General features: G+C 60.6%; 15 protein-coding genes and 1 pseudogene. 4 read left to right on the top strand and 12 right to left on the bottom strand.

Annotated features, from left to right (window positions below; all coding sequences use genetic code 11):
• Positions 1 to 2: 2 nt before the first annotated feature.
• Positions 3 to 1,412, bottom strand: coding sequence for a circularly permuted type 2 ATP-grasp protein (locus tag RGV59_RS21515; RefSeq protein WP_026139870.1), 1,410 nt, complete (start codon positions 1,410 to 1,412; stop codon positions 3 to 5).
• A gap of 422 nt (positions 1,413 to 1,834) precedes the next feature.
• On the opposite strand from RGV59_RS21515, the gene RGV59_RS21510 reads away from it, so the two are divergent.
• The gene (locus tag RGV59_RS21510; protein ID WP_017845724.1) at positions 1,835 to 1,969 is read left to right on the top strand and encodes a hypothetical protein; all 135 of its coding nucleotides are present in this window, start codon (positions 1,835 to 1,837) and stop codon (positions 1,967 to 1,969) included.
• Positions 1,970 to 2,020: 51 nt separating this feature from the next.
• Here the strand turns inward: RGV59_RS21510 and RGV59_RS21505 are convergent, their stop codons facing one another.
• From RGV59_RS21505 to RGV59_RS21490, 4 genes and pseudogenes are all read right to left on the bottom strand, one after another.
• Positions 2,021 to 7,012: a glycosyltransferase family 32 protein gene (locus RGV59_RS21505; RefSeq protein WP_322247039.1), complete on the bottom strand. Its 4,992-nt coding sequence runs from the start codon at positions 7,010 to 7,012 to the stop codon at positions 2,021 to 2,023.
• Positions 7,013 to 7,274: 262 nt separating this feature from the next.
• A pseudogene (locus RGV59_RS21500) lies at positions 7,275 to 7,837 on the bottom strand (GNAT family N-acetyltransferase).
• Between the two features lie 103 nt (positions 7,838 to 7,940).
• Positions 7,941 to 8,690, bottom strand: coding sequence for a helix-turn-helix domain-containing protein (locus RGV59_RS21495; protein ID WP_046484252.1), 750 nt, complete (start codon positions 8,688 to 8,690; stop codon positions 7,941 to 7,943).
• Between the two features lie 200 nt (positions 8,691 to 8,890).
• Entirely contained in the window at positions 8,891 to 9,814 is a 924-nt protein-coding gene (locus RGV59_RS21490; RefSeq protein WP_046484182.1) for a universal stress protein, read from the bottom strand.
• A 243-nt stretch (positions 9,815 to 10,057) separates the two neighbouring features.
• Here RGV59_RS21490 and RGV59_RS21485 point away from each other — a divergent pair, with 243 nt between their 5' ends.
• Together RGV59_RS21485 and RGV59_RS21480 are read left to right on the top strand one after the other, a co-directional pair.
• The gene (locus RGV59_RS21485; protein WP_026139872.1) at positions 10,058 to 11,131 is read left to right on the top strand and encodes an NAD(P)-dependent alcohol dehydrogenase; all 1,074 of its coding nucleotides are present in this window, start codon (positions 10,058 to 10,060) and stop codon (positions 11,129 to 11,131) included.
• 12 nt (positions 11,132 to 11,143) lie between these two features.
• Positions 11,144 to 12,382: an MgtC/SapB family protein gene (locus RGV59_RS21480; protein ID WP_102617461.1), complete on the top strand. Its 1,239-nt coding sequence runs from the start codon at positions 11,144 to 11,146 to the stop codon at positions 12,380 to 12,382.
• Between the two features lie 7 nt (positions 12,383 to 12,389).
• Here RGV59_RS21480 and RGV59_RS21475 read toward each other — a convergent pair whose 3' ends face one another.
• From RGV59_RS21475 to RGV59_RS21445, 7 genes are read right to left on the bottom strand one after another with little or no spacing between them, the layout of a single operon-like run.
• Positions 12,390 to 13,754: an ATP-binding protein gene (locus RGV59_RS21475; protein ID WP_017845732.1), complete on the bottom strand. Its 1,365-nt coding sequence runs from the start codon at positions 13,752 to 13,754 to the stop codon at positions 12,390 to 12,392.
• Positions 13,751 to 14,413, bottom strand: a complete 663-nt coding sequence (locus tag RGV59_RS21470) for a response regulator (RefSeq protein ID WP_017845733.1) — start codon at positions 14,411 to 14,413, stop codon at positions 13,751 to 13,753. The genes RGV59_RS21475 and RGV59_RS21470 overlap by 4 nt, the downstream gene beginning before the upstream one ends.
• Positions 14,414 to 14,424: 11 nt before the next feature.
• The gene (locus RGV59_RS21465; RefSeq protein WP_017845734.1) at positions 14,425 to 15,069 is read right to left on the bottom strand and encodes a tetratricopeptide repeat protein; all 645 of its coding nucleotides are present in this window, start codon (positions 15,067 to 15,069) and stop codon (positions 14,425 to 14,427) included.
• Complete coding sequence (locus tag RGV59_RS21460) at positions 15,066 to 15,875, bottom strand: SDR family oxidoreductase (protein WP_104903150.1); 810 nt, start codon at positions 15,873 to 15,875, stop codon at positions 15,066 to 15,068. The genes RGV59_RS21465 and RGV59_RS21460 overlap by 4 nt, the downstream gene beginning before the upstream one ends.
• On the bottom strand, positions 15,862 to 16,536 hold the full coding sequence (locus RGV59_RS21455) for a TenA family transcriptional regulator (protein ID WP_126585290.1): 675 nt from the start codon (positions 16,534 to 16,536) through the stop codon (positions 15,862 to 15,864). The genes RGV59_RS21460 and RGV59_RS21455 overlap by 14 nt, the downstream gene beginning before the upstream one ends.
• Positions 16,533 to 18,011 (bottom strand): AMP-binding protein, encoded by a 1,479-nt coding sequence (locus RGV59_RS21450; protein WP_126585289.1) that lies wholly within the window; start codon positions 18,009 to 18,011, stop codon positions 16,533 to 16,535. The genes RGV59_RS21455 and RGV59_RS21450 overlap by 4 nt, the downstream gene beginning before the upstream one ends.
• Complete coding sequence (locus RGV59_RS21445) at positions 18,001 to 18,678, bottom strand: thermostable hemolysin (RefSeq protein ID WP_126585288.1); 678 nt, start codon at positions 18,676 to 18,678, stop codon at positions 18,001 to 18,003. The genes RGV59_RS21450 and RGV59_RS21445 overlap by 11 nt, the downstream gene beginning before the upstream one ends.
• 182 nt (positions 18,679 to 18,860) lie before the next feature.
• Between RGV59_RS21445 and RGV59_RS21440 the strand changes: the two genes are divergently transcribed.
• Positions 18,861 to 19,403, top strand: a complete 543-nt coding sequence (locus RGV59_RS21440; RefSeq protein ID WP_126585287.1) for a cytochrome b — start codon at positions 18,861 to 18,863, stop codon at positions 19,401 to 19,403.
• The last annotated feature ends 76 nt before the right edge of the window (positions 19,404 to 19,479 follow it).

Genomic DNA, 19,479 nt, shown 5'->3' with positions numbered 1-19,479 from the left:
ACTCAGCCCTCCACCACCCAGGTGTCCTTGGTTCCGCCGCCTTGCGACGAGTTGACGATCAACGACCCTTCGCGCAACGCCACGCGCGTGAGGCCACCGGGTACCAGGCGGGTCTCCTTGCCCGACAGCACGAACGGGCGCAGGTCGATATGCCGGGGGGCGATGCCGTTTTCGACAAATGTCGGGCAGGTGGACAGGCTCAGGGTCGGTTGGGCGATATAGGCGTGGGGACGCGCCTTGATGCGTTGGCGGAAGTCCTCGATCTCCGCCGCCGTGGACGCGGGGCCGACCAACATGCCGTAGCCGCCGGAGCCCTGGGTTTCCTTGACCACCAGTTCCGGCAGGTGGGCCAGCACATGGGACAGCTCATCCGGCTTGCGGCACTGAAACGTCGGCACGTTTTGCAGGACCGGTTCTTCGTCCAGGTAGAAGCGGATCATTTCCGGCACGTAGGGGTAGATCGACTTGTCGTCCGCGACGCCGGTGCCGATGGCGTTGGCCAGCACCACGTTGCCGGCGCAGTAGGCCGCGACCAGGCCGGGCACGCCGAGCATCGATTCCGGGTTGAACGCCAGCGGGTCGAGGAACGCGTCGTCGATACGGCGGTAGATCACGTCCACGGCCTTGGGGCCGTCGGTGGTACGCATGAACACCTTGAGATCCTGCACGAACAGGTCGGCGCCTTCCACCAACTCCACGCCCATTTCCCGGGCCAGGAACGCATGCTCGAAAAATGCGCTGTTAAAGCGCCCCGGCGTCAGCACCACCACATTGGGGTTGTCCAGGCGGCTGGCGCTTTTCAGGGTTTTGAGCAGCAGGTTGGGGTAGTGGTCCACTGGCGCGATGCGCTGTTTGGCGAACACTTCGGGGAACAGGCGCATCATCATCTTGCGGTCTTCGAGCATATAGCTCACACCGCTGGGCGTGCGCAGGTTGTCTTCGAGCACGTAGTAGGTGCCGTCGCCATCGCGCACCAGGTCCACCCCGGAAATATGCGAGTAGATGTCGCGGTGCAGATCGAGGCCGACCATCGCCTTCTGGTAACCCTCGTTGCCCAGCACCTGGTCCGCCGGAACGATCCCGGCCTTGATGATGCGCTGGTCGTGGTAGATATCGGCAAGGAACATGTTCAGCGCAGTGACGCGCTGGATACAGCCACGCTCGATGATGCTCCATTCACTGGCAGGGATGCTGCGCGGGATGATGTCGAAGGGGATCAGGCGCTCGGTGTCCTGCTCGTCGCCATACAAAGTGAAGGTGATCCCGGCGCGGTGGAACAACAGGTCGGCTTCGCGGCGACGCTGGTCCAGCAGTTCTGGCGGCGTATTGGCCAGCCAGCGGGAGAATTCCTGATAGTGCGCGCGGCATACACCGTGTGCGTCATTCATTTCATCAAAGAAAGATCGAGCCATTCCAGTACCTTGTCAGTGCCGAGGGAAGCGCGGGGGGCACTGCCGCTTTGAAAAACGCATTTTTTATGAGCCCGTGGCGCAGGGTGCCATCGGGCCAGGTCCTTACTTTCTTATGGGGTCGGCTCTGGGTCGGGGGGTAACGAATGCTCCTGTTTCCGGGCATGGCGGGTGAACGATGAATGGACTAAGCAATGCCTGTGCCGAAACCGGCAAAGCGTCTCTATTCCCTTGTGGCGAGCGCGTTCGCTCGCCACAAGGGAACGGCGCGCGCACTACAACAGTGCATACGCGAACTTGAACGTCTCTGAATGCCCGGCCAGGGATTCACCGGAACTTTAACGACCCGCGCAGGGCCTCATCTTGACGCAGGCCGCGCTCTTCAAAAGAGCTACGCTATGTCAAGGCGATCAGAGGAGACGGTCATGTCAAAAGATTCGGAAGAAGACCTCAACGACCCCGGCAACGAAGACCCGGGGTCGCTGATGGATGATGCAGAAGTGCCGCTCAAGGAACCGGATGACGCGGAGGACCCTGGCAGCGGTGAACATCAAGACTGATTGTTGATACCTTGCCAGCGTTGGCCGGCTGCCGGTATGAGCATTAGTTGATCATGTTCCTATCCAGGAGTGTTCGGCACCAATCTTTATCTGGAGTTGGTGAAGAAGTGATAGGTAGTGCTCCTTCATTTTTTTTATCTGATTACCCAGCAGGTCCGGCGGAGTAATACCCTTGCTCGCATAATATTGGCGCGCTTCACGTTCAATATCGACTATCGGTCCGGATGAGACCAGCTTACCGTCGACAATCTTCGATTCTTTAGCCAACCCATCGAGGCCCAGATGGTACATGTCAGGTCTTTTTGACTGGAGCACGTCATCAAACATTGTTGGGCCTACCGTCTCGAAAATCTTACTTTCGTAGGTGCGAAATTCAGAGGTGTATTGGATTTCCCCTCCGGGGCCTCTGGTGACGGTGGGGCGGTTGCTTTCAAAGTAAGCTTTGTTAGCGGAAAATCGCTTGTTCATCTCCGCGATCATATCATTAATAACCGGATTGCCAGGCTGTGTCGCAAAGTTACTGGTGTTGTAGAAGGGTTTGTAGTCCGTAATAGTATGGGCGACGGGTCTGTTAAGCAGAATGTCGCTGGAGCCCGCCTTCAATGCGGTAGCGCCAATATTGACTGGAATCGCATCATCGGTGTCGAGGTAAATGCCTCCGTATTTATTCATCAGTGGGTAACGGGCGACATCCGAAGTGGCGGCGAGATTTTTACCTTGCCCCTGTCGAAAATAGTTGTACATTTCAGTGTCTTTCAATTGTTTGAAAAAATCGTCCTCGTGCAGATTCATGACGCTTAGGCCAGGCGCTTGAGTGTGCAATTTGCTTTTGATTTTTTCGAACATCGCCGGGCTGTCCGCATCTACATGGATAATGGATTTATACCCAGGTGCATTGGCAGAGTTGTTGGCGATGTTTTCTATCAGGTTCGGCGGAATGTCACTGCCAGCCCAAAAATAGTGAATCTGTTTGGGGATAGGGTGAGCATCTTTTGGAACCCGTAAAATTGTCGGAGGGGAAACATCAACATATTTAAACGCGCGGGCATCGACTTTTTTTGCGTGTTTAAACTCACTAAGCGTTCCCCGTTGCCATTTTCCTTTGCCACTCCTCCAGAAGTAATCCTGGTCTGGGGCACCGCTTGCTGGTTTGAGGTTGCTGGATTTCCACGTACCGGCATAGATGTTGAAGGTGACATCATGTTCTACGTCCTTGTGGTTCAGCGAATAGGGGCGTGTCGGGTTTCCCGTCAGGTGGATATCGTCCAGCGGGATTAAGTAGGTATTTTCTCCGGGGTTCCAGGGGTTGCCGCCCGCGCCCCCCAGGAGGCGGTCGGTTCTGGAGAGTGGTTCCCATCCGGAAAGCCCCAGATCCCTGACCGGTAGGTCAGGCCCAGTGCGCGTCGGATGCCGGATAACTCGCTGGCCATCCTTGAGGTGTGACTCATAAAACTTACCATCGATTTTTACATATTCTTTTTTACTGCGACCCACGTACACATTGGACTGTAAGCCTTTTGTCGATAACTCTTGGGGCGCAATGTACTTGACCTCATAGCCCAACAAATCGGCGTCCATCGACCTCACATCACCATTGGCCGCGACCCGGCTCGGTTTGAAATCTGTCAGCGGCGGGCCGAAGGCACGTTTATTGATCGCGTCGTAGCGATGCCAATTACCTTGAAACAAAACCACGTTACCTTCGACCGTCTCTTGCCCCACGCTGAATGTGCCGGTTGCTGCCACGCCGTGCTGCTGACTGGCGGTCTTCACCACATCATTACTGCCGATCGAGTGCAGGCTATTGGGGTCATTCAACCTCGGCGTGTCAGCGCTGAAGTTGTCCAACGGCCTGCCGTATGCCTGCTTCGTGAGCGGATCGTAGGCGTACCACTTATTGGTCGCCTCATCGAATTTGCCCAGCGCTTTGCTTTCGCGTGTGCCATTAGCTGTTTTGAGTGTGCCTTCGGCGACATCGGTTTTTTTCGCCAATTCAAGTAGATCGACACTTCGGTAAGAACCGCGCAGATGTTTGACCCCCTTGATCGCTGTGCTGACGCCTTGATGCAGGCCGTTCGCCACGCCGCGAGCCAGGTCGGCAACCCCGTCCAATGGATTGAGTGCGCCCACGGTCGCGCGCCCTATAATCTTGGCGACCTGACCAACCTTGGCAACTGTCGATGCGCCGGCCGCCGCGACTTTCGCGCCTTTTGCCGCGGCTCCCAAGCCGACGGCGAAACCAAAGATATCGAAGGCAAGATCGACAACGCCCCCACCAACATTGCCGTTGGTAAAATTAACAATGGCTGACCGTAACGGGATCAGGTTGAGCGCGATCTCCTCAACGGTCTCATGCAGCGGTACTTCAGAGTCAAAGGTGGTTCTGCCCTTGGCGTACTTCTCCACCGCAGGCAAGTTGATATCCTCTACCAATGCATCAACGATGTATTGCGTTCTAGCGCTACTGAAACTATTGGATGCGCCTTGTGCATCTTTGTTTTCATGGGTTATCCCCGCTGCATAGTGACCTGCGGGTTTTACCTCATCAAAACGTTTGCCTGCTTTTATAGAATGAACCGTCGGCTCATAGTCCCGATAAGTCTTGTCCGGCAGCTTGGTTACCGTCCCTTTTAGTCGGTCGATTTCATAGCTCATGCGCTGGCCATTGCGCTCGGTCTCGACCAGCAGAACACCGTCTGAAACACGCCTGGGCTGATCGGCGCGGTGGAACGACATTTCTTTGCGGATTGTTATTTTGCCAAACTCCAGATTCTGCCGATCCTCCAGCGGCTGTTTCGAAATAAGGTGCTTGAGCTGCGCGGCGGTCGTTTTTTTGACGGCACTGGAGTAATCCGAGAACGTCTCGTTGAATATCTCCGTCGGGCGCGGTAGTTCGTTAAGCCGTTCCAGCACATCGCTAATGCTGAACCCGTCCGAGGAGGACACCCATGCGCTGGGACGACCGTCCGGCCGCAGAGTGACGCCGCCAAATGTCAGTAGGTTCACGAAACCACGGCCCGCTTCCCCCCAATTATCCGCTGAGTCCGGTGCGCCTTTGAGTCCTCGACCATCGATATACATGTCCAGTATCGAGTAAGGCCCGGGGAAGTGCCGGTTGGAAGGCTGCAGGGTGATAGTTTTTTCTTCGAACAGTTCCGGGTCGACGTGAGGCAGCGCTACTTTTAACTGTTCCAGCGCAATGCCCCTCGTCGTCGGCATTTGCCCGATGTGCGTTTGCGCAGCCTCTCTCAACTCTCGAATCTGCGCGCTGTAGGCCTCGCGGGCAGTCGTCATTGAGGCATCCGTCGACGGGTAATCCATACCGTTGGCAACGCTCCAGTGTTTGATTGCGTCGGTCTGGGCGACATATTCGAGAGTGCGTTCGTCGTCAGAGATCGGCGCAACGCTGGCTTCGAGCATAGCGTCGGCGTAGCTCATCGACGCCGTGTTTCCTGGCGCTTTCGCTTCGATTCGGGCAACCGCCGTGGCAAGACTGACCCAGCTGTGGGTGCCCACGACGACGCCTTCCGGGATGTCCTTGATCAGGAATTCCGGTGCCCGGCTGGCCAGTAACAGGTGAGCCTGAATCGTGGCTTTTTCCGGGGATGAGGCTTTACCTTTGGCGACCAGGTGATCCTCCAGCTCCTTGACAACCGTCGACGGTGATTTGCCCGAGTTCTCCGCCGAGACCAGCCGATAGCCTTCAATTTGACCAGGGGCTTGGTGATCGACGTCGTCGCCAGAGACGCTGGCGCTTTCGCTGTTCAGGGCCGTGAGCAGCCAGTCAGAAGCACTGCCTTTGACACCCCGCGTCTCGAACGCAGTTTGAATGGCCTCACCCAGCGCCTTGCCTCTGGGCGATGTGATCCAGGTATCGATCAGCCTTCGCGGGTTGCTCTGTTCCGCCGCGGAAATTGTCCTGCCGCTCAGCAGGTAGTCCAGGACATTTTTTGACGGTCCTAAGTCAATATCGCCAATTTTGCCTGTACCAATATCTGCCTTCAGCTGTTGCAGGTCTCCCTGATCCAGCGGCACAGGCCAAGCCAGCGCTCCGCCGAGGTTACCGTGCGCTGGCATCTTGGGCGCCGGGGTTGAGAGGGCGGTTGCGAGGTTCTCCAGCTGTTCGTGATGGGTGGGAATATGCCAGCCATGATCTTCCAGGAATTGCACGAGGCTGACCCTGTTCGATTGGCTAGCACTGATGGGTTGGTAGGTACTCGGGGAAGACAGAGAGAGCGTCCGCCTCTTCAATTCGCCCGGGATTTGCTCGGGATTGCGGATGTCCACGGACTTTGCCAGGTGCCGCAGCTCGTTGATGGCCTCATACCGATTCAGCACATCGCCCACCGTGGCTTCCTGTTTTTGGAGCGCGTCCGCGCTACGCGATTCAATCAAGTCTGCCGCGCTGCTCGGGTCGAGGCGTGAAAAACCTTGGTCCCGGTCGAGTTCTTCAGCGCGCCTGCGCATCGCCGGTCCTGTAAGGTCTTGCCGCTCTTGATAAAACCGCCCCACCATAAACCAAGGTGCGGATTCACTGAGATCACTTGCCGGCGGCGTGAAGGCCGTATCCTCGTGGCCCGCGTTGATCACGCGCGCGGCCTGGAGGATGGGGCCGCTGATCGCGCCCCAGCGCCTGTCGTCTTGCCCGACGGTATGCAGTTTCTGCTCGGGATCAACCGAAGGCTTGAGCTTGAAGGTGATCGTTCCCGATTCCGGTTTGAGTGTTATCGACTCAGCATTAATACCTTTGTCACGCATCCACTGAACGACGTCGGGTGATCGAAAGGCGGCACGCAACTGCCCCCACCACCGACCGAATGAGGAATCGGCAGGTATCGGGCGGATGTTGATATTGCTCTCGCGATTGGCCGCCAGCAGCAACGCAGTACTGTATTCGGCCGCCAATGCGCGATCGCCTTCGGTACGAGCGTCGCCTGCCGACTCGGTGGGGGCAGGGGCTTCGCGTTTGTGTCTGGCGAGTGGCAGGTGGGATAGGGCGAATGGCTGGGGTTGTGCGGTGATGTGCGTGGAAACACTGGTCATGAGGTCTGTCGCCTGAGGTTACGAGATGACGCCAGGGGGGCAGTGCCCGTGGCATTAACCTTGTGTAGCGACAGAAGCGGTCTTGATTCCTTCGTTCAGCCAAAACACCGTTACCCGGTATTACGCAGTACCAGGCGCAGGTGCGGTTCACCCTGCTTACAGGCGTTCGCGCAACAGACGTTTTCGGTTCGGTATGAATACACTCAAACGAGTGTATGGAAGGCAAGGGCGGCGCGCCGCCCTTTTTACCGTGCAGTGCTACTCAGAGCTTCACGCTGCTGATCACTTGGGTAGCGTCATCCGGATTGGTGACGGTGTGGAAGCCCAACGCGTTAGTCAGCTCACGCAACGGGGTGTTGCTCGCTTCATCCACGGTGTACATCGACGTGAAGCCGTTTTTTTCGCCGCGGTCATCAGGTGTTGCATCAAAATGTGCCCAAGTCCCAGGTGCTGCCAAGGGTCCGCCACGGTGACCGCGCATTCGCATTCGTGCTCTTTGGCCGCGGCATAGCGCGCAACGCCGATTTCGATCAGTTTGCCGTTGTCATGCACCAGGGCAATAAACGCCACGCGTTGCTGATTGTCGACATCCATCAATTGATCGAGCAGGGTCTTGCCGGGCTCGTTGATTTCGCCGAGGAAGCGCGCGTGCCGGGACTCGCGAGACAAGCTCTTGATGAAGTTATATTCGCGATCCCGGTCTTCGATTCTCAGCGGGCGCACCAGCACATGGCGGCCGTCATTGAGCTTATCGATCCAGTGCGGTTCCGGGCTTGTTTTATAGGCGATGGCGGCTTGTCTGTTGTGCTCTTCGACGGTAAGCATGGTGTGAGCTCCGAGGTTTGGGGGCGACAGGAGCGGCCCCCTGTTGCTTCGGTTCTACGCCTTTGCCGACAGATAAAGCTGATTTGGATCAGATGAGGCCCTGTTACTCGGGACCATGCCGATGACAGCCGGATATGAACGTCTTGAGTTTCGCCAGGTCGAGAATCTCGACATTGCGTGCGCTGATATGCACCAGGCCCAGTTTGCGTAACTGCGCAATGCTGCGGCACACCGTCTCCAGGCGCAGGCCCAGATAAGAGCCGATCTCTTCTCGTCTCATGCGTAATATAAAAGATCGCGATGAATAACCACGCGTACTCATACGCATTGATATATTCAATACAAATGCACAAAGCCGCTCATCGGCGTTCATATTACCCATCTGCAATAACATGCCGTGATCACGCACAATTTCGCGGCTCATGATTTTGTTCAAGTTATGTTGCAACGACGGTATTTGACCGGCCAGTCGCTCCAGTTGGTTGAAGTGCAGAGGGCACACTTCGCTGTCTTCCAGCGCAATCGCGTTGCAGGCATGGGTGTCGGCACTGATGGCGTCGAGGCCGAGCATTTCCCCGGCCATCTGGAACCCGGTGACTTGCTCGCGACCATCCATGGACAGTATGCAGGTCTTGAAGAATCCGGTACGCACGGCGTAAAGCGAGCGTAACGGATCAGCGGTGCGATACAGCGAAGCACCTTTTTTGACTTTGACGCGTTGTGGAATCAATGTGTCCAGGCGACCCACTTCGATCTCGGTCAAACCCAGGGGTAAACACAACTCTAAAACGCTGCAGCTCGCGCAGGTTGTTTTTAAATGTTGGACTTGTACAAGAATTGGAGTTGACTTCATCACAAAAGCCTCTTGCACATACACATATACATTCCTCTCACTTAACATCCAAACATTGGAGAAAGATAGGTGCAAGGTTTATATATTTGAACCGCTGATCGCTTTTGAGTGCAATAAGCCTCGCTATGCCACCCTAATGAATGCCTTTGACATGCCCCTCGCTGCGAGTGTGCAGCGAGGGTGTGCATACGTTGCCGCGCTCAGTCGAGCACTTCCGGTTTAACCATCCACACGCTGCAAGGCATTTTGTACAGCAGCATTTCGGCGGTACTGCCGAGCAGGCGCGATAGGCCGCGATGACCGACCCGGCCCATGACGATCACATCGACGTTGTAGGCATCGGCATAGCTGGACAGCACTTTCGCCGGGTTACCCAAAATCATATGGCGCTGCGCCGGCGGAATACCGTTGCGCGCGGCCAAGTCATTGAAGGCCTGCCCCTGTTCGTCGAACAGCCGTTTGGCGGCCACCGAAGAGAAGAACCCGGCACCGCTGCCGAATCCATACTCCTGAGCGCCGAGATCGGACAGGTCATGGGCATAAATCACCTCGACCTCGGCATCACAGGCTGTCGCCAGTTTGACGGCTTCATGCAGGATGCGGTCGTTAAGGCTGTCGTAGTGCTCGTCGTGATGGAACGGGTCGACGGCCGCGACGATCTTGCGCGGTAACGCATGGGGCGCACCGCTGACAAAATGCAGTGGCACCGGGCATTCGCGAATCAGGTGGACGTCCAGCGGCGTAAACAACAAGCGCGACAACAGGGACTCATGCTCCAGCGCCTTGATCACCACGGCCATGGGCTCTTCCTTAAGACGAATCAGAATTTCCTGCAGCGGGCGCTCCACCCACGCCACTTCGGTGGTGACGGTCAGGCCGAGGTTGCGCAAAGGCCTGGCCTGATCCTCCAGCCACTGGTGATGGCGCTCTACATAGCCAATTCGCATCTGTTCCAGCGCCTGCTCGTTGACCAGGCCGGCGGTAGCCAGGCCTTCCAGGTAATCGAAGGCGAGGATGTGCAGCGCGGCGCCTTCAGCCTTGGCCAGGGCGGCGGCCCGGTCGAAGGCGGGGCTGTGTTCCATCAGTGGCGAAACCAGCAGTAAGAAACGTGCTTGAGCAGACATGGGCAATCTCCCTTGGGTAACCAGCAGATAGCATCGGGCAATGATACTTACTCTAGATCATGGCGCCGGGCGCCGGCGCCGGTTTGACTTGCATCAAGTCGCCTTGAGCCAGCGCACGCTCAGCGACATCCGGCCGGGTGTCTCGATCAATCAGAGGATTGTTGATAATGATCAACCCCCGTGTTGTCATCGCGGTGCAGTCTGGATGTCATTCAGGCTTTTCCAGACGCAGGAGATCACGCCGTGGCAACCATGAGAGCAGCTGTCTTCGTTGAAAAAAACCGCATCGTCCTCGACGACAAACCCATCCCCGAAGTCGGCCCGCTGGACGCGTTGGTGCGTATCACCACCACGACCATCTGCGGCACCGACGTGCATATCCTGCGCGGTGAGTACCCGGTGGCCAAAGGGCTGACCGTGGGCCATGAACCGGTGGGCGTGATCGAGCGGCTGGGCTCCCAGGTGCGCGGTTTCGTTGAGGGGCAGCGGGTGATCGCCGGCGCCATCACGCCCAGCGGGCAGAGTTATGCCTGCCTGTGCGGCTGCGGCTCCCAGGACGGCCCCGACACCCGGCATGGCTTTCGCGCGGCCGGCGGCTGGAAGTTCGGCAATACCATCGACGGCTGCCAGGCCGAATACGTACTGGTCCCCGATGCGCTGGCCAACCTGTGCCCGATCCCCGATGGGCTGAGCGACGAACAGGTGCTCATGTGCCCGGACATCATGTCCACCGGCTTTTCCGGCGCCGAGCGCGGTGAGGTGACCATCGGCGACACCGTCGCGGTCTTCGCCCTCGGGCCGATCGGCCTGTGCGCGGTGGCGGGCGCCCGGCTCAAAGGCGCGTCGATGATCATCGGTGTCGATGGCGTCAGCGAGCGCATGAACGTCGCCCGCAGCCTGGGCGCCACCCATATCGTCGACTTCAAGAAAGGCAATGTGGTCGAGCAGATCATGACCATCACCGACGGCCGTGGGGTTGATGTAGCGATCGAGGCCCTGGGCACCCAGGGTACGTTCGAGTCGGCATTGCGCGTGCTGCGTCCGGGAGGGCGGGTCTCCAGCCTGGGGGTCTACTCCAGCGACCTGCACATTCCCTACGACGCGTTCAGCGCCGGCTTGGGGGATTACAGCATCGTGTCGACCCTATGCCCCGGCGGCAAGGAACGCATGCGCCGCTTGCTGGCCGTGGTGGCCAGCGGCGGGGTGGATCTGTCGCCCCTGGTGACGCACCGTTTCAAGCTCGACGATATCGAGGCTGCCTATGAGCTGTTTGCCCATCAGCGCGACGGTGTCATGAAGGTCGCGATCACGCCCTGAAGGCGCCTGTAAATGACGCAAACCCTCGGGCTGGCCGGTGCCGCCGCGGCGCTGGGCATCGGCATGCTGATCGGCCTTGAGCGCGAACGCCACAAGGGCCAGGGCGAGTTGCGCGCGTTTGCCGGTTTGCGCACCTATTCGATTACCGCGTTATTGGGCTACGTCTCGCAGCAAGTCGGCGGTGGCCTGTTGCTGGGCCTGATCGCCGGGTGCCTGGCCGTGATCGTCAGTACCGCTTACTGGAAGAGCCGGGACAACGACCCGGGGATCACCAGTGAAGTGGCGTTGCTCACGGTGCTGCTATTGGGCGCCTGGTGTGGGGTCGCTCCCGAACAGGCCACGGCCGTCGGCGTGGTGGTGGCCGGCCTGCTGGCCTATCGCGACAAGTTGCACAACTTTGCCCGCAGTCAATTGACCGATGTTGAAATGCGCGACGGCCTGTTGTTGTTGGTCGTTGCGCTGGTGGTCCTGCCGTTGGCGCCGGATCGCTTTATCGGCCCCTACGGCGCGCTGAACCCGCGCACTATCTGCACGTTGACGGTGTTGTTGATGGCGGTCGGCGCGGTGGGGCACGTGGCGGTGCGCGCGCTGGGGCCACGTTATGGCTACGTCGTGAGCGCCATTGCTTCGGGGTTCGCCTCCAGTACCGTGACCGTTGCCGCCATGGGCCAGATGGTCGCCAAAGAGCCGGAGCACCTGCGCATCCTCGCGGCGGCGGCCATTTTCTCGAATATTGCGACGGTGGCCCAGGTGGCGCTGATCCTCGGCACCGTGGAACCGGCACTGCTGTCGCAGATGGCCTGGCCACTGCTCGCCGGGTTTGCCACCACCGCGTTGTACGGTGTGTGCCTGATGTGGCACGCGCCGACGGCGGCGGCCAGCCAAACCATCAAGGTGGGCGGCGCATTCGACCTCAAGCTGGCGCTGATCATGGTCGTGACCCTGACCGGCATTACCTTCTTGTCGTCGCTGATGCTCCATCACTTCGGCCAGGTCGGCGTGATATTGACTGCCACCCTGAGTGGCTTTGCCGATGCCCACGCGTCCATCGCCTCGATCGCGGCCCTGGCCACCAGCGGCCAGCTGTCCCTGGAGGCCGCGTCCATCCCGGTGTTGCTCGCGGTCAGTTGCAACGCGCTGAGCAAGTGCGTGGTGGCCGGGGTCAGCGGCGGTCGTTACTTCGCGGTGTATGTGATCGTCGGCCAGGTCTTGCTGGTCGGCGCGATGTGGCTGGTCACATGGGCCGGCTGATGCTCCGTCAGGCAGGGATTTCCAGGGTCGCCCGCAGGCCGCCGGCCGCCAGGTTTTCCAGGCTGACCTGGCCGCCCAGGCGTTGGGCGATGGTTTGTACGATGGTCAGGCCCAGGCCTGCGCCTTGGGCATTGCCACGGCTGTAGAAGCGTTCGAACAGGCGCTCGCGCTGGTTTTCGTCGATGCCAGGGCCCTGATCGTCGACGGTAAGGGCAAAACGCATGGCGTTCTTGCGCAAGCCCACGGTGATCACCCCGTGTTCCGGGGAGAAATTCGCGGCGTTGGTCACCAGGTTGGTCAGGGCGATATTGATCGCGGCGGCGTCGGTATTCACCGGGCACGGGCCATCCTCGACGTCGAATACCAGCTCAAGGCCTTTGCTCAACAGCCACGGGGTCAACTGAATCAGGGTTTCGCGCACCGTTGTCGCCAGGTCGATGGCCTGTACCGGCGGTTGCCCGGCGCTGGGCTCCAGGCGCGCCATGGTCAGCAATTGGTTGACCAGGCGGCTGGTGCGGTCGACGCCGGCGATCAGAAAGGCCAGGGACTCGCGCCGTTCGGTTTCTGTGCCGGCTTCCAGCAGGTTCTGGGCATGCACGCGCAATACCGCCAATGGTGTACGCATTTCATGGGCCGCATCGGCAATGAAGCGCCGTTCGCGGCCGAGCATTTCCTGGATCTGCGCGAGCATGCGGTTGAGCGCCGCCTGCATCGGCTCAAGCTCCGTGGGCAGCGGCGTCAGTTGCATCGGTTCGAGCGAGCCCGAATGCCGCGCGCGCAGGGTGGCGGCCATATCGGCCAGGGGCTTGAGGCCCCAGCCGATCGCCAGCCAGACCATCGCCGCGAGAATCAGGCTGCCCAGCACGTTGGGCCACAAGGTATGCCGCACGATGCGTTGCACCAGGTCGTCGCGCACGTCGTCGCGCTCGCCCACCCAGATCCGCAGGCCGTTGTCCTTGTCCTTGAGCACAAAGCCGCGCCATTGACGGCCGTTCAGGTCTTCGACGTTGCTGAAGCCCGGCTGGGTGGGCGCGGGGACAAATGACGGGGCGCTGGCGGTGAACACCAGCAGTTCGCCCTTGGGGTTCCACACCTGGAAGGCGACTTTGCTTTCGTAGGGGTGCCCATCCACTTTGGGCATCGCTTCGCCCAAGGCTTTGTTGAATGCGCGGTACAGGTCTTCCTGGTCCTGACTGGCCAGCGGCATGCTCATCACGCCCTGGAGCAGGCGGGCGTTCTGCGCCAGTTGCGCGTCATAGACTTCGGCGATTTCGTGGTTGCTGTCATGCAGGTTGAGCGCGCTGATCAGCAGCAGACCGGCGAGCAGCAGGCCGATGATCAGGGTCAGGGTTCGCCGTCGTATAGAAGTCATCCGCGCTCCTCAACCAGATAGCCGACGCCGCGAACGGTGCGGATCAGCTCGCTGGAGAACTTCTTGCGCAGGTGATGGATATGCACTTCAAGGGTGTTGCTTTCAGCTTCTTCGTTCCAGCCGTAGAGCAACTGCATCAACTGGTCGCGGGTCATGACGCGGCCCGGTGGCGACAGCAGTTCGTGCAGCAGTTGGTATTCCTTGGGGGTGAGCAGCACCGGTTCGCCGTGGTAGCTGACCTGTTGCGTGCTCGGGTCCAGGCAGATGCCCGCGTGCTCGATCATTACCCGTGCGCGCCCGGCGCTGCGGCGCAGCAACGCGCGCAGGCGCGCCTTGAGCTCGGCCAGGTCGAAGGGCTTGATCAGGTAATCGTCGGCGCCGGCGTCCAGCCCGGCGATCCGGTCTTCGGTGGCATCCCGTGCCGTGAGGATCAGCACCGGCAGGTTCGAGCCGCTGTCGCGCAAGCGGCGCAGCACCTCCAGCCCATCCATGCGCGGCAGCCCCAGATCGAGCACCGCCACGTCAAAGGTTTCGCTGAGCAGTGCATGTAATGCACTGCTGCCATCTTTGAGCCAATCAACGGTGTAGCCTTCCCGCACCAGCGCCTGGTGAATACCTTCACCCAATGCTTCGTCATCCTCGATCAGTAATAGGCGCACGCGGACTCCCGTCAGTTGAGTTTTTTGTTGATGTCGGCCAGCACGCTTTCGATCTCTTTGCGCCGCCCGGCATCGGCGGTTTCCCGGCCCGGCCGTGGAGCGGCCAGCAGGGCTTTTTGCAGGGCCTCGCGGGCTTCGCTGTAGCGTTTTTGCCGGTACAGGTGATCCCCCCAGAAATACAGACTATCTATGCCTGTCGGGTTCAGTTGCAAGGCCTGTTTGAGTAACTGGTCAGCCTTGTCGGCGTCGCCGAAGCCGATCGGCCAGCCGGGAACCCGATCATACAATGCGGCGAGGCTGGTATAGGCCGAGCCTTGCAGGGCCTTGGGGTCGAGGGCGAGGGCTTTTTCCAGGTCGACCTTGGCCGCCTTGACCTTGCTCAACGCGCCAAGCCCGCCCTGGGCACCGGCCCAACTGCTGCTGACGATGCCGGACCAGATCCAGGCCTCGGCCGCTTGAGGGCGCGCCTGGGTGAAGGCTGTCGCCTGGGCGGCGAGTTGCTCAAAGGCCTTGGTGCGCTGTTCCTCGGGCAAGTTGTATTGAATATGGGCCCAGCGTGTCTGGATCTCGGTCAGGCGTTGCTGGTCGGCGCTGTCCAGCGCCCAGGTGAGTGGGCTCAGGGCGGTGAGCAGCAGCGCGGCGAAGAGGCGTTTCATGGGTTCAGATCCTTTTTCACGGGTTTATCGCTGAGGCGGCGGACCAGCGGCAGTTGTTTGCGCAAGCCTCGGTCGACCAGGTTCGGCAGCAGGCTGTTGAGGCGCACAAAAAAGCGCTCCGGCCAGCCCAGGTAAAGATCGCGGCGGTCGTTGGCAATCGCTTTGATCACGGCGGCGGCCACGCTGTGCGGGTCGTCGACGTTGGATTTGAGCGCATCGTTCAAGGCCTGCGCCGCAGGGCTGTTCATGCGCGTGTGGGTGGCACGCGGCGCGACGTACAACACGCCGACCCGCGTATCGGCCAGTTCCCGGCGCAGGGCTTCGGAAAACCCGCGCAAGGCGAACTTGGTCGCGCAGTAGGTGGCATAGCCGGGGTAACCGATGGAGCCGTAAGTGGAGCCGACGTTCACCACCATCGCGCTCGCGGCTTGCTTGAGCATGGGCAGCAGCAGCTTGGTCAGGCAGATCGGCGCGGTGATGTTCAACGCGAGCATGCCGTTGATCTCGTTTTCGTCGAGCTGTTCCAGCATGGCGAAGTGGTTGATCCCGGCTGCGTTGATCAGCAGGTTGACGCCGCCGATGGCTTGCGCGGCGGCCAGCACCTTGCGCCGGTCGTTGAGGAAGGTCAGGTCGGCGCCGACCCAGCACATTTGTTCCGGGTATTGCGCCAACAAGGCTTCCAGCGGTTCGCGATGACGCGCCACGGCCAGCACATGCGCGCCACTGGCGCACAGTGCGGTGGCAATCGCCAGGCCAATGCCGCCGCTGGCGCCGGTCAGCACCACACGGGCTTCAGACAGGCGCATGGGGAGCCTCCCCGCTACGCGGCAGGTTGCGGAACATGTCGGTGTACAGCGCGTACACGACTTTGGAGGCGCGGATCACGGCGGCCTGGTCTTCGGGGTCGTCCAGGCTGTTCATCAAGCGGCGGTACGTTTCCATGTGCCCGATGTCCAGGGCACCGTGGGAGCTCAGGTAGCTGAACGCCGTCTCCGGCAGTTGCAGGTGATCGCGGATGCTGCCGGCGGCGTGGGTGGCCAGGGCGATGCTGGTGCCTTCCAGCACATTGACCATGCCGAACAGGCCGACCGGGTTGTCACGGGCGATCAGGTCGTAGAGGTAGCTGACCATCAACTCGATGGGCAAGCCCGGGCGTCCATCACGTACCGCATCGCGGTCGCCGCCACAGGCCGCGATGTCATCGAGCACCCATTGCTCATGGCCATATTCATCCTCGATGTACTCGCAGACCGCCTTGCGCAGCCACTCCAGGCGCGAGGGCAGGCGCGCACCACAGGCCATCATCAACGGCACGGTGTGGCGCACGTGGTAGTAGGCCTGGGCGAGGAATTCACGGTAGCTCTCCAGGCTGACCTTGCCTTCCAGTGCATCACGGATGATCGGCAGGCTGAACAGGGCCTGGCGTTCTTGTTGGGTAGCGTCTTGCAGGGTGTCGAAAAAGTTCACGATGAAGTTTCCTCGTTGAGTGCAGGGGCAAGTTGGGATTGATAACGCGCGACGATGGCGTCACGCCGTGGCCGGCCGTTGGCGGTGAGCAAGCCGTTGGCGGCGGTGAACGGTTCTTCCAGGCGCGTCCAGCGATGCACCTGTGCGTAGTCGGGCAGGCCGCTGTTGGCCAGGGCCACGGCGGCGGCCAGTTGGGCGTCGGTGCAGTCGGCGCGATGAGGCCACAGCAGCGCGTGGTTCTGCGGCAGGGCTTCGCCGTAGACGAAGGCCTGGGCGATGGCGCCGCCCTGGGTCAGTTCGGCCTCGACCCAGTCCGGGTTGACGTTGCGCCCGTAACTGGTGACGAATTGATGCTTCTTGCGGCCTTTGAGGTAGAGAAAACCGTCGTCGTCGAACGCGCCCAGGTCACCGCTGGGCCACCATTGTTCGGGCTGTTCGGTCTGGCCCAGATAGCCGAGCAAGGTCGAGCCCTTGATCAGCACCTCGTTGTCTTCGGCGAGGCGGATCTCCACATGGGGCAGCGGCTGGCCAACACTGCCGGCGCGCTGGGCGCCGGGCCGGTTGAGGCACACCACCGAGGCGCATTCCGACAGGCCGTAGCCTTCGAACACCGGCACGCCCAAGTGCTGCGCGCGCAGCAGCAAGGCCTCGGAGACCCGCGCACCGCCCACCGCGGCAAAGCGCAGGCCTTGCGGGTTGAAGGCTTTCTGCTCGGCGGCGATGACCAGCATCAGCAGCAACTGCGGAACCAGGATCAGGCTGTGGGGTTGGCGCACCGCCAGGCAACCGAGCAATTGCGCGGCGTCCACCGCACTGGCGCCCTGGATGCCCAGGCTCTTCTGGCTGGGCAGGCTCAAGGTGGCGCCGGCATACAGCGCGGCGTAGCACCCCAGGTTCTCGAGCAGGATGGCGAGCGGCAATAATGACAGGTGATGGCGCGGGTCGCTGGCATGGCTGGCCTGGTACAACTCGCGGGCCACCCGCAATACGCTGTCGGCGCTCAGGCACACGCCTTTGGGCGTGCCGGTGGTGCCGGAGGTAAAGGTCACTTTGGCCGTGCCCAGGGGCATCGAAGGGCGGCCGTCGAACGCGCGGCACCAGAAGTCACCGGTTTTGCGGTAACCGCCAGCGTGCAATTCGGCGTCCAGGTAGGGCTCGGCGATCACGCGCTCGGCGTGGCTCTGTTCCAGGCAGTGGGCGCGCTGGGTCGGGCTGAAGAACGGCGGCAGAGTCAGGCAGGTCAAGCCTTCGAACAGGATCGCCAGGTCCCACAGCATGGCCTCGATGCCATTGTCCAGGGCCAGCGCCACCACCTTCACGCCTTCATCGCGCAGGCGTTCCTGTCGAGCGGTCACCTCGGCGAACAGCGCGGTGTAATCCATCTTCAAGGTGTCACCCCACAGGGCGACGGCGCCGTCATTGCGTTCGGCATAGCCGCGAAGAACAGCGTGGAAACGGCGGGTTTCAGGCGACATGGCAGGCATCCTCAATCGTGGTCGGCAACCCCAGGCGCGAGAACAGGCCCATGTTGCGCAGATGGATGAAGCCGGCGCGGATATTGCCGACATGCACCCAGGGTTGGCTTTCGTAATAACTGCCCCAGTGATGGCGCTCATCGCCCAGGCGCTGCGGGTCGGCGGCGCACAGGGTGACGGGCTTCAGGCCGAGGCGATGGAAACTGTTGACCAGGCCGATATTGCCGGTGAATGCCACCCACTCCAGGCCGGCCATGGCCAGCAACCAGGTGATGGCGATGATGCTCAGGCGCGCACTGCCGGTGTCGCTGGCGGCCAGGTTGCCGACTTCGGCGATGGCCCGGCGGTCTACCGGTTGCGCGGCGGCGGCGCTGATCAGCGGCTCGATCGGATGGTCGAGGTAGCGCTCCAGGAACAACGACTCGTCGCTCGCCAGGCGCACCCCGGCGACGGCGCAGAGTTCACCGTTGGCCTGGCTGACGCCAAACAGCTGCGGCATGAAATGACGGATATCGGCACCGTGGGCAATCCGAAAGCGCTGCTGGATGAAGGCTTCGAAGGCCGGGCGTTGGGGGTCTTGAGGCAGTGCTCGGGAAAGGCACAGCGATGCGCTGTCGGCTTGGCCGAACAGCAGGGGCAGGGGAATCTTCCAATCGATACCGGGCATTGGCGTTATGCCTCCCAAGTGAAGTTGGGAGAAGTATCAAAGGCATTTCTTAACGAAGTCTGAAGGTGGCGAAAATGATCGTTTCAGCGATCTTCAGATTGTCTTAAGACTAGCCGGGCAGGGTGACCGCGACTTTATCAAGGCCGGGTTCGGCCCCAACCCCTGCACAAGGTGCCTTTTCTATGAGCGAAAACCTGATGACAGCGCGCTATTCAAGGCTGTCGATGATTCTGCACTGGTTGATGCTGGCGTTGTTTGTCGGCGTGTACGGTTGCATCGAAATCAAAGGTCTGTTGCCCCGCGGGCACGCACTCAAGGGGCTGTTCCTCGGCGCCCATGCGCTGTTCGGTATCGGGATTTTCCTGCTGGTCTGGCTGCGCCTGCTCGGGCGCCTGACGCCGCGCCCACCGATCGTGCCGCGCCCGCCGGCCTGGCAGACGGGTGTGTCGCACCTGATGCACCTGGCGTTGTACGGCCTGATGATCGTCACGCCGCTGCTGGCTTGGCTGATGCTCAACGCCGCAGGCAAACCGGTGCCGTATTTCGAGTTTTCCTTGCCGACCCTGGTCGCAGCGGACCCCGACCTGGCCAGGCAGTTCAAGCACTGGCATGAATGGTTGGGCAGCGCCGGTTATTGGCTGGTCGGCCTGCACGCCGCCGCCGGTTTGTTCCACCACTATTGGGTGCGGGACAACACCTTGCTGCGCATGCTGCCAAAACGTTAAGAACGCTGAGGTTGCGGTTAAGTCGCTTGATGAAACGTTTCATCAAGCGACAAACGGGCTACGCAAGCGCTTGCGT

This window comes from Pseudomonas sp. FG1 (genome assembly GCF_034313875.1).
Lineage (GTDB): Bacteria > Pseudomonadota > Gammaproteobacteria > Pseudomonadales > Pseudomonadaceae > Aquipseudomonas > Aquipseudomonas veronii.
Note: the sequence above shows the minus strand (reverse complement) of the source record. Positions and strands in the feature narration are given on the sequence as shown.

Coding starts and splice junctions, on each gene's coding strand:
- RGV59_RS21490 (WP_046484182.1), bottom strand. CDS start 9,814: ATGTCTGCTCAAGCACGTTTCTTACTGCTGGTTTCGCCACTGATGGAA.
- RGV59_RS21480 (WP_102617461.1), top strand. CDS start 11,144: ATGACGCAAACCCTCGGGCTGGCCGGTGCCGCCGCGGCGCTGGGCATC.
- RGV59_RS21460 (WP_104903150.1), bottom strand. CDS start 15,875: ATGCGCCTGTCTGAAGCCCGTGTGGTGCTGACCGGCGCCAGCGGCGGC.
- RGV59_RS21505 (WP_322247039.1), bottom strand. CDS start 7,012: ATGACCAGTGTTTCCACGCACATCACCGCACAACCCCAGCCATTCGCC.
- RGV59_RS21510 (WP_017845724.1), top strand. CDS start 1,835: ATGTCAAAAGATTCGGAAGAAGACCTCAACGACCCCGGCAACGAAGAC.
- RGV59_RS21475 (WP_017845732.1), bottom strand. CDS start 13,754: ATGACTTCTATACGACGGCGAACCCTGACCCTGATCATCGGCCTGCTG.
- RGV59_RS21445 (WP_126585288.1), bottom strand. CDS start 18,678: ATGCCCGGTATCGATTGGAAGATTCCCCTGCCCCTGCTGTTCGGCCAA.
- RGV59_RS21495 (WP_046484252.1), bottom strand. CDS start 8,690: ATGAAGTCAACTCCAATTCTTGTACAAGTCCAACATTTAAAAACAACC.
- RGV59_RS21515 (WP_026139870.1), bottom strand. CDS start 1,412: ATGGCTCGATCTTTCTTTGATGAAATGAATGACGCACACGGTGTATGC.
- RGV59_RS21465 (WP_017845734.1), bottom strand. CDS start 15,069: ATGAAACGCCTCTTCGCCGCGCTGCTGCTCACCGCCCTGAGCCCACTC.
- RGV59_RS21440 (WP_126585287.1), top strand. CDS start 18,861: ATGAGCGAAAACCTGATGACAGCGCGCTATTCAAGGCTGTCGATGATT.
- RGV59_RS21450 (WP_126585289.1), bottom strand. CDS start 18,011: ATGTCGCCTGAAACCCGCCGTTTCCACGCTGTTCTTCGCGGCTATGCC.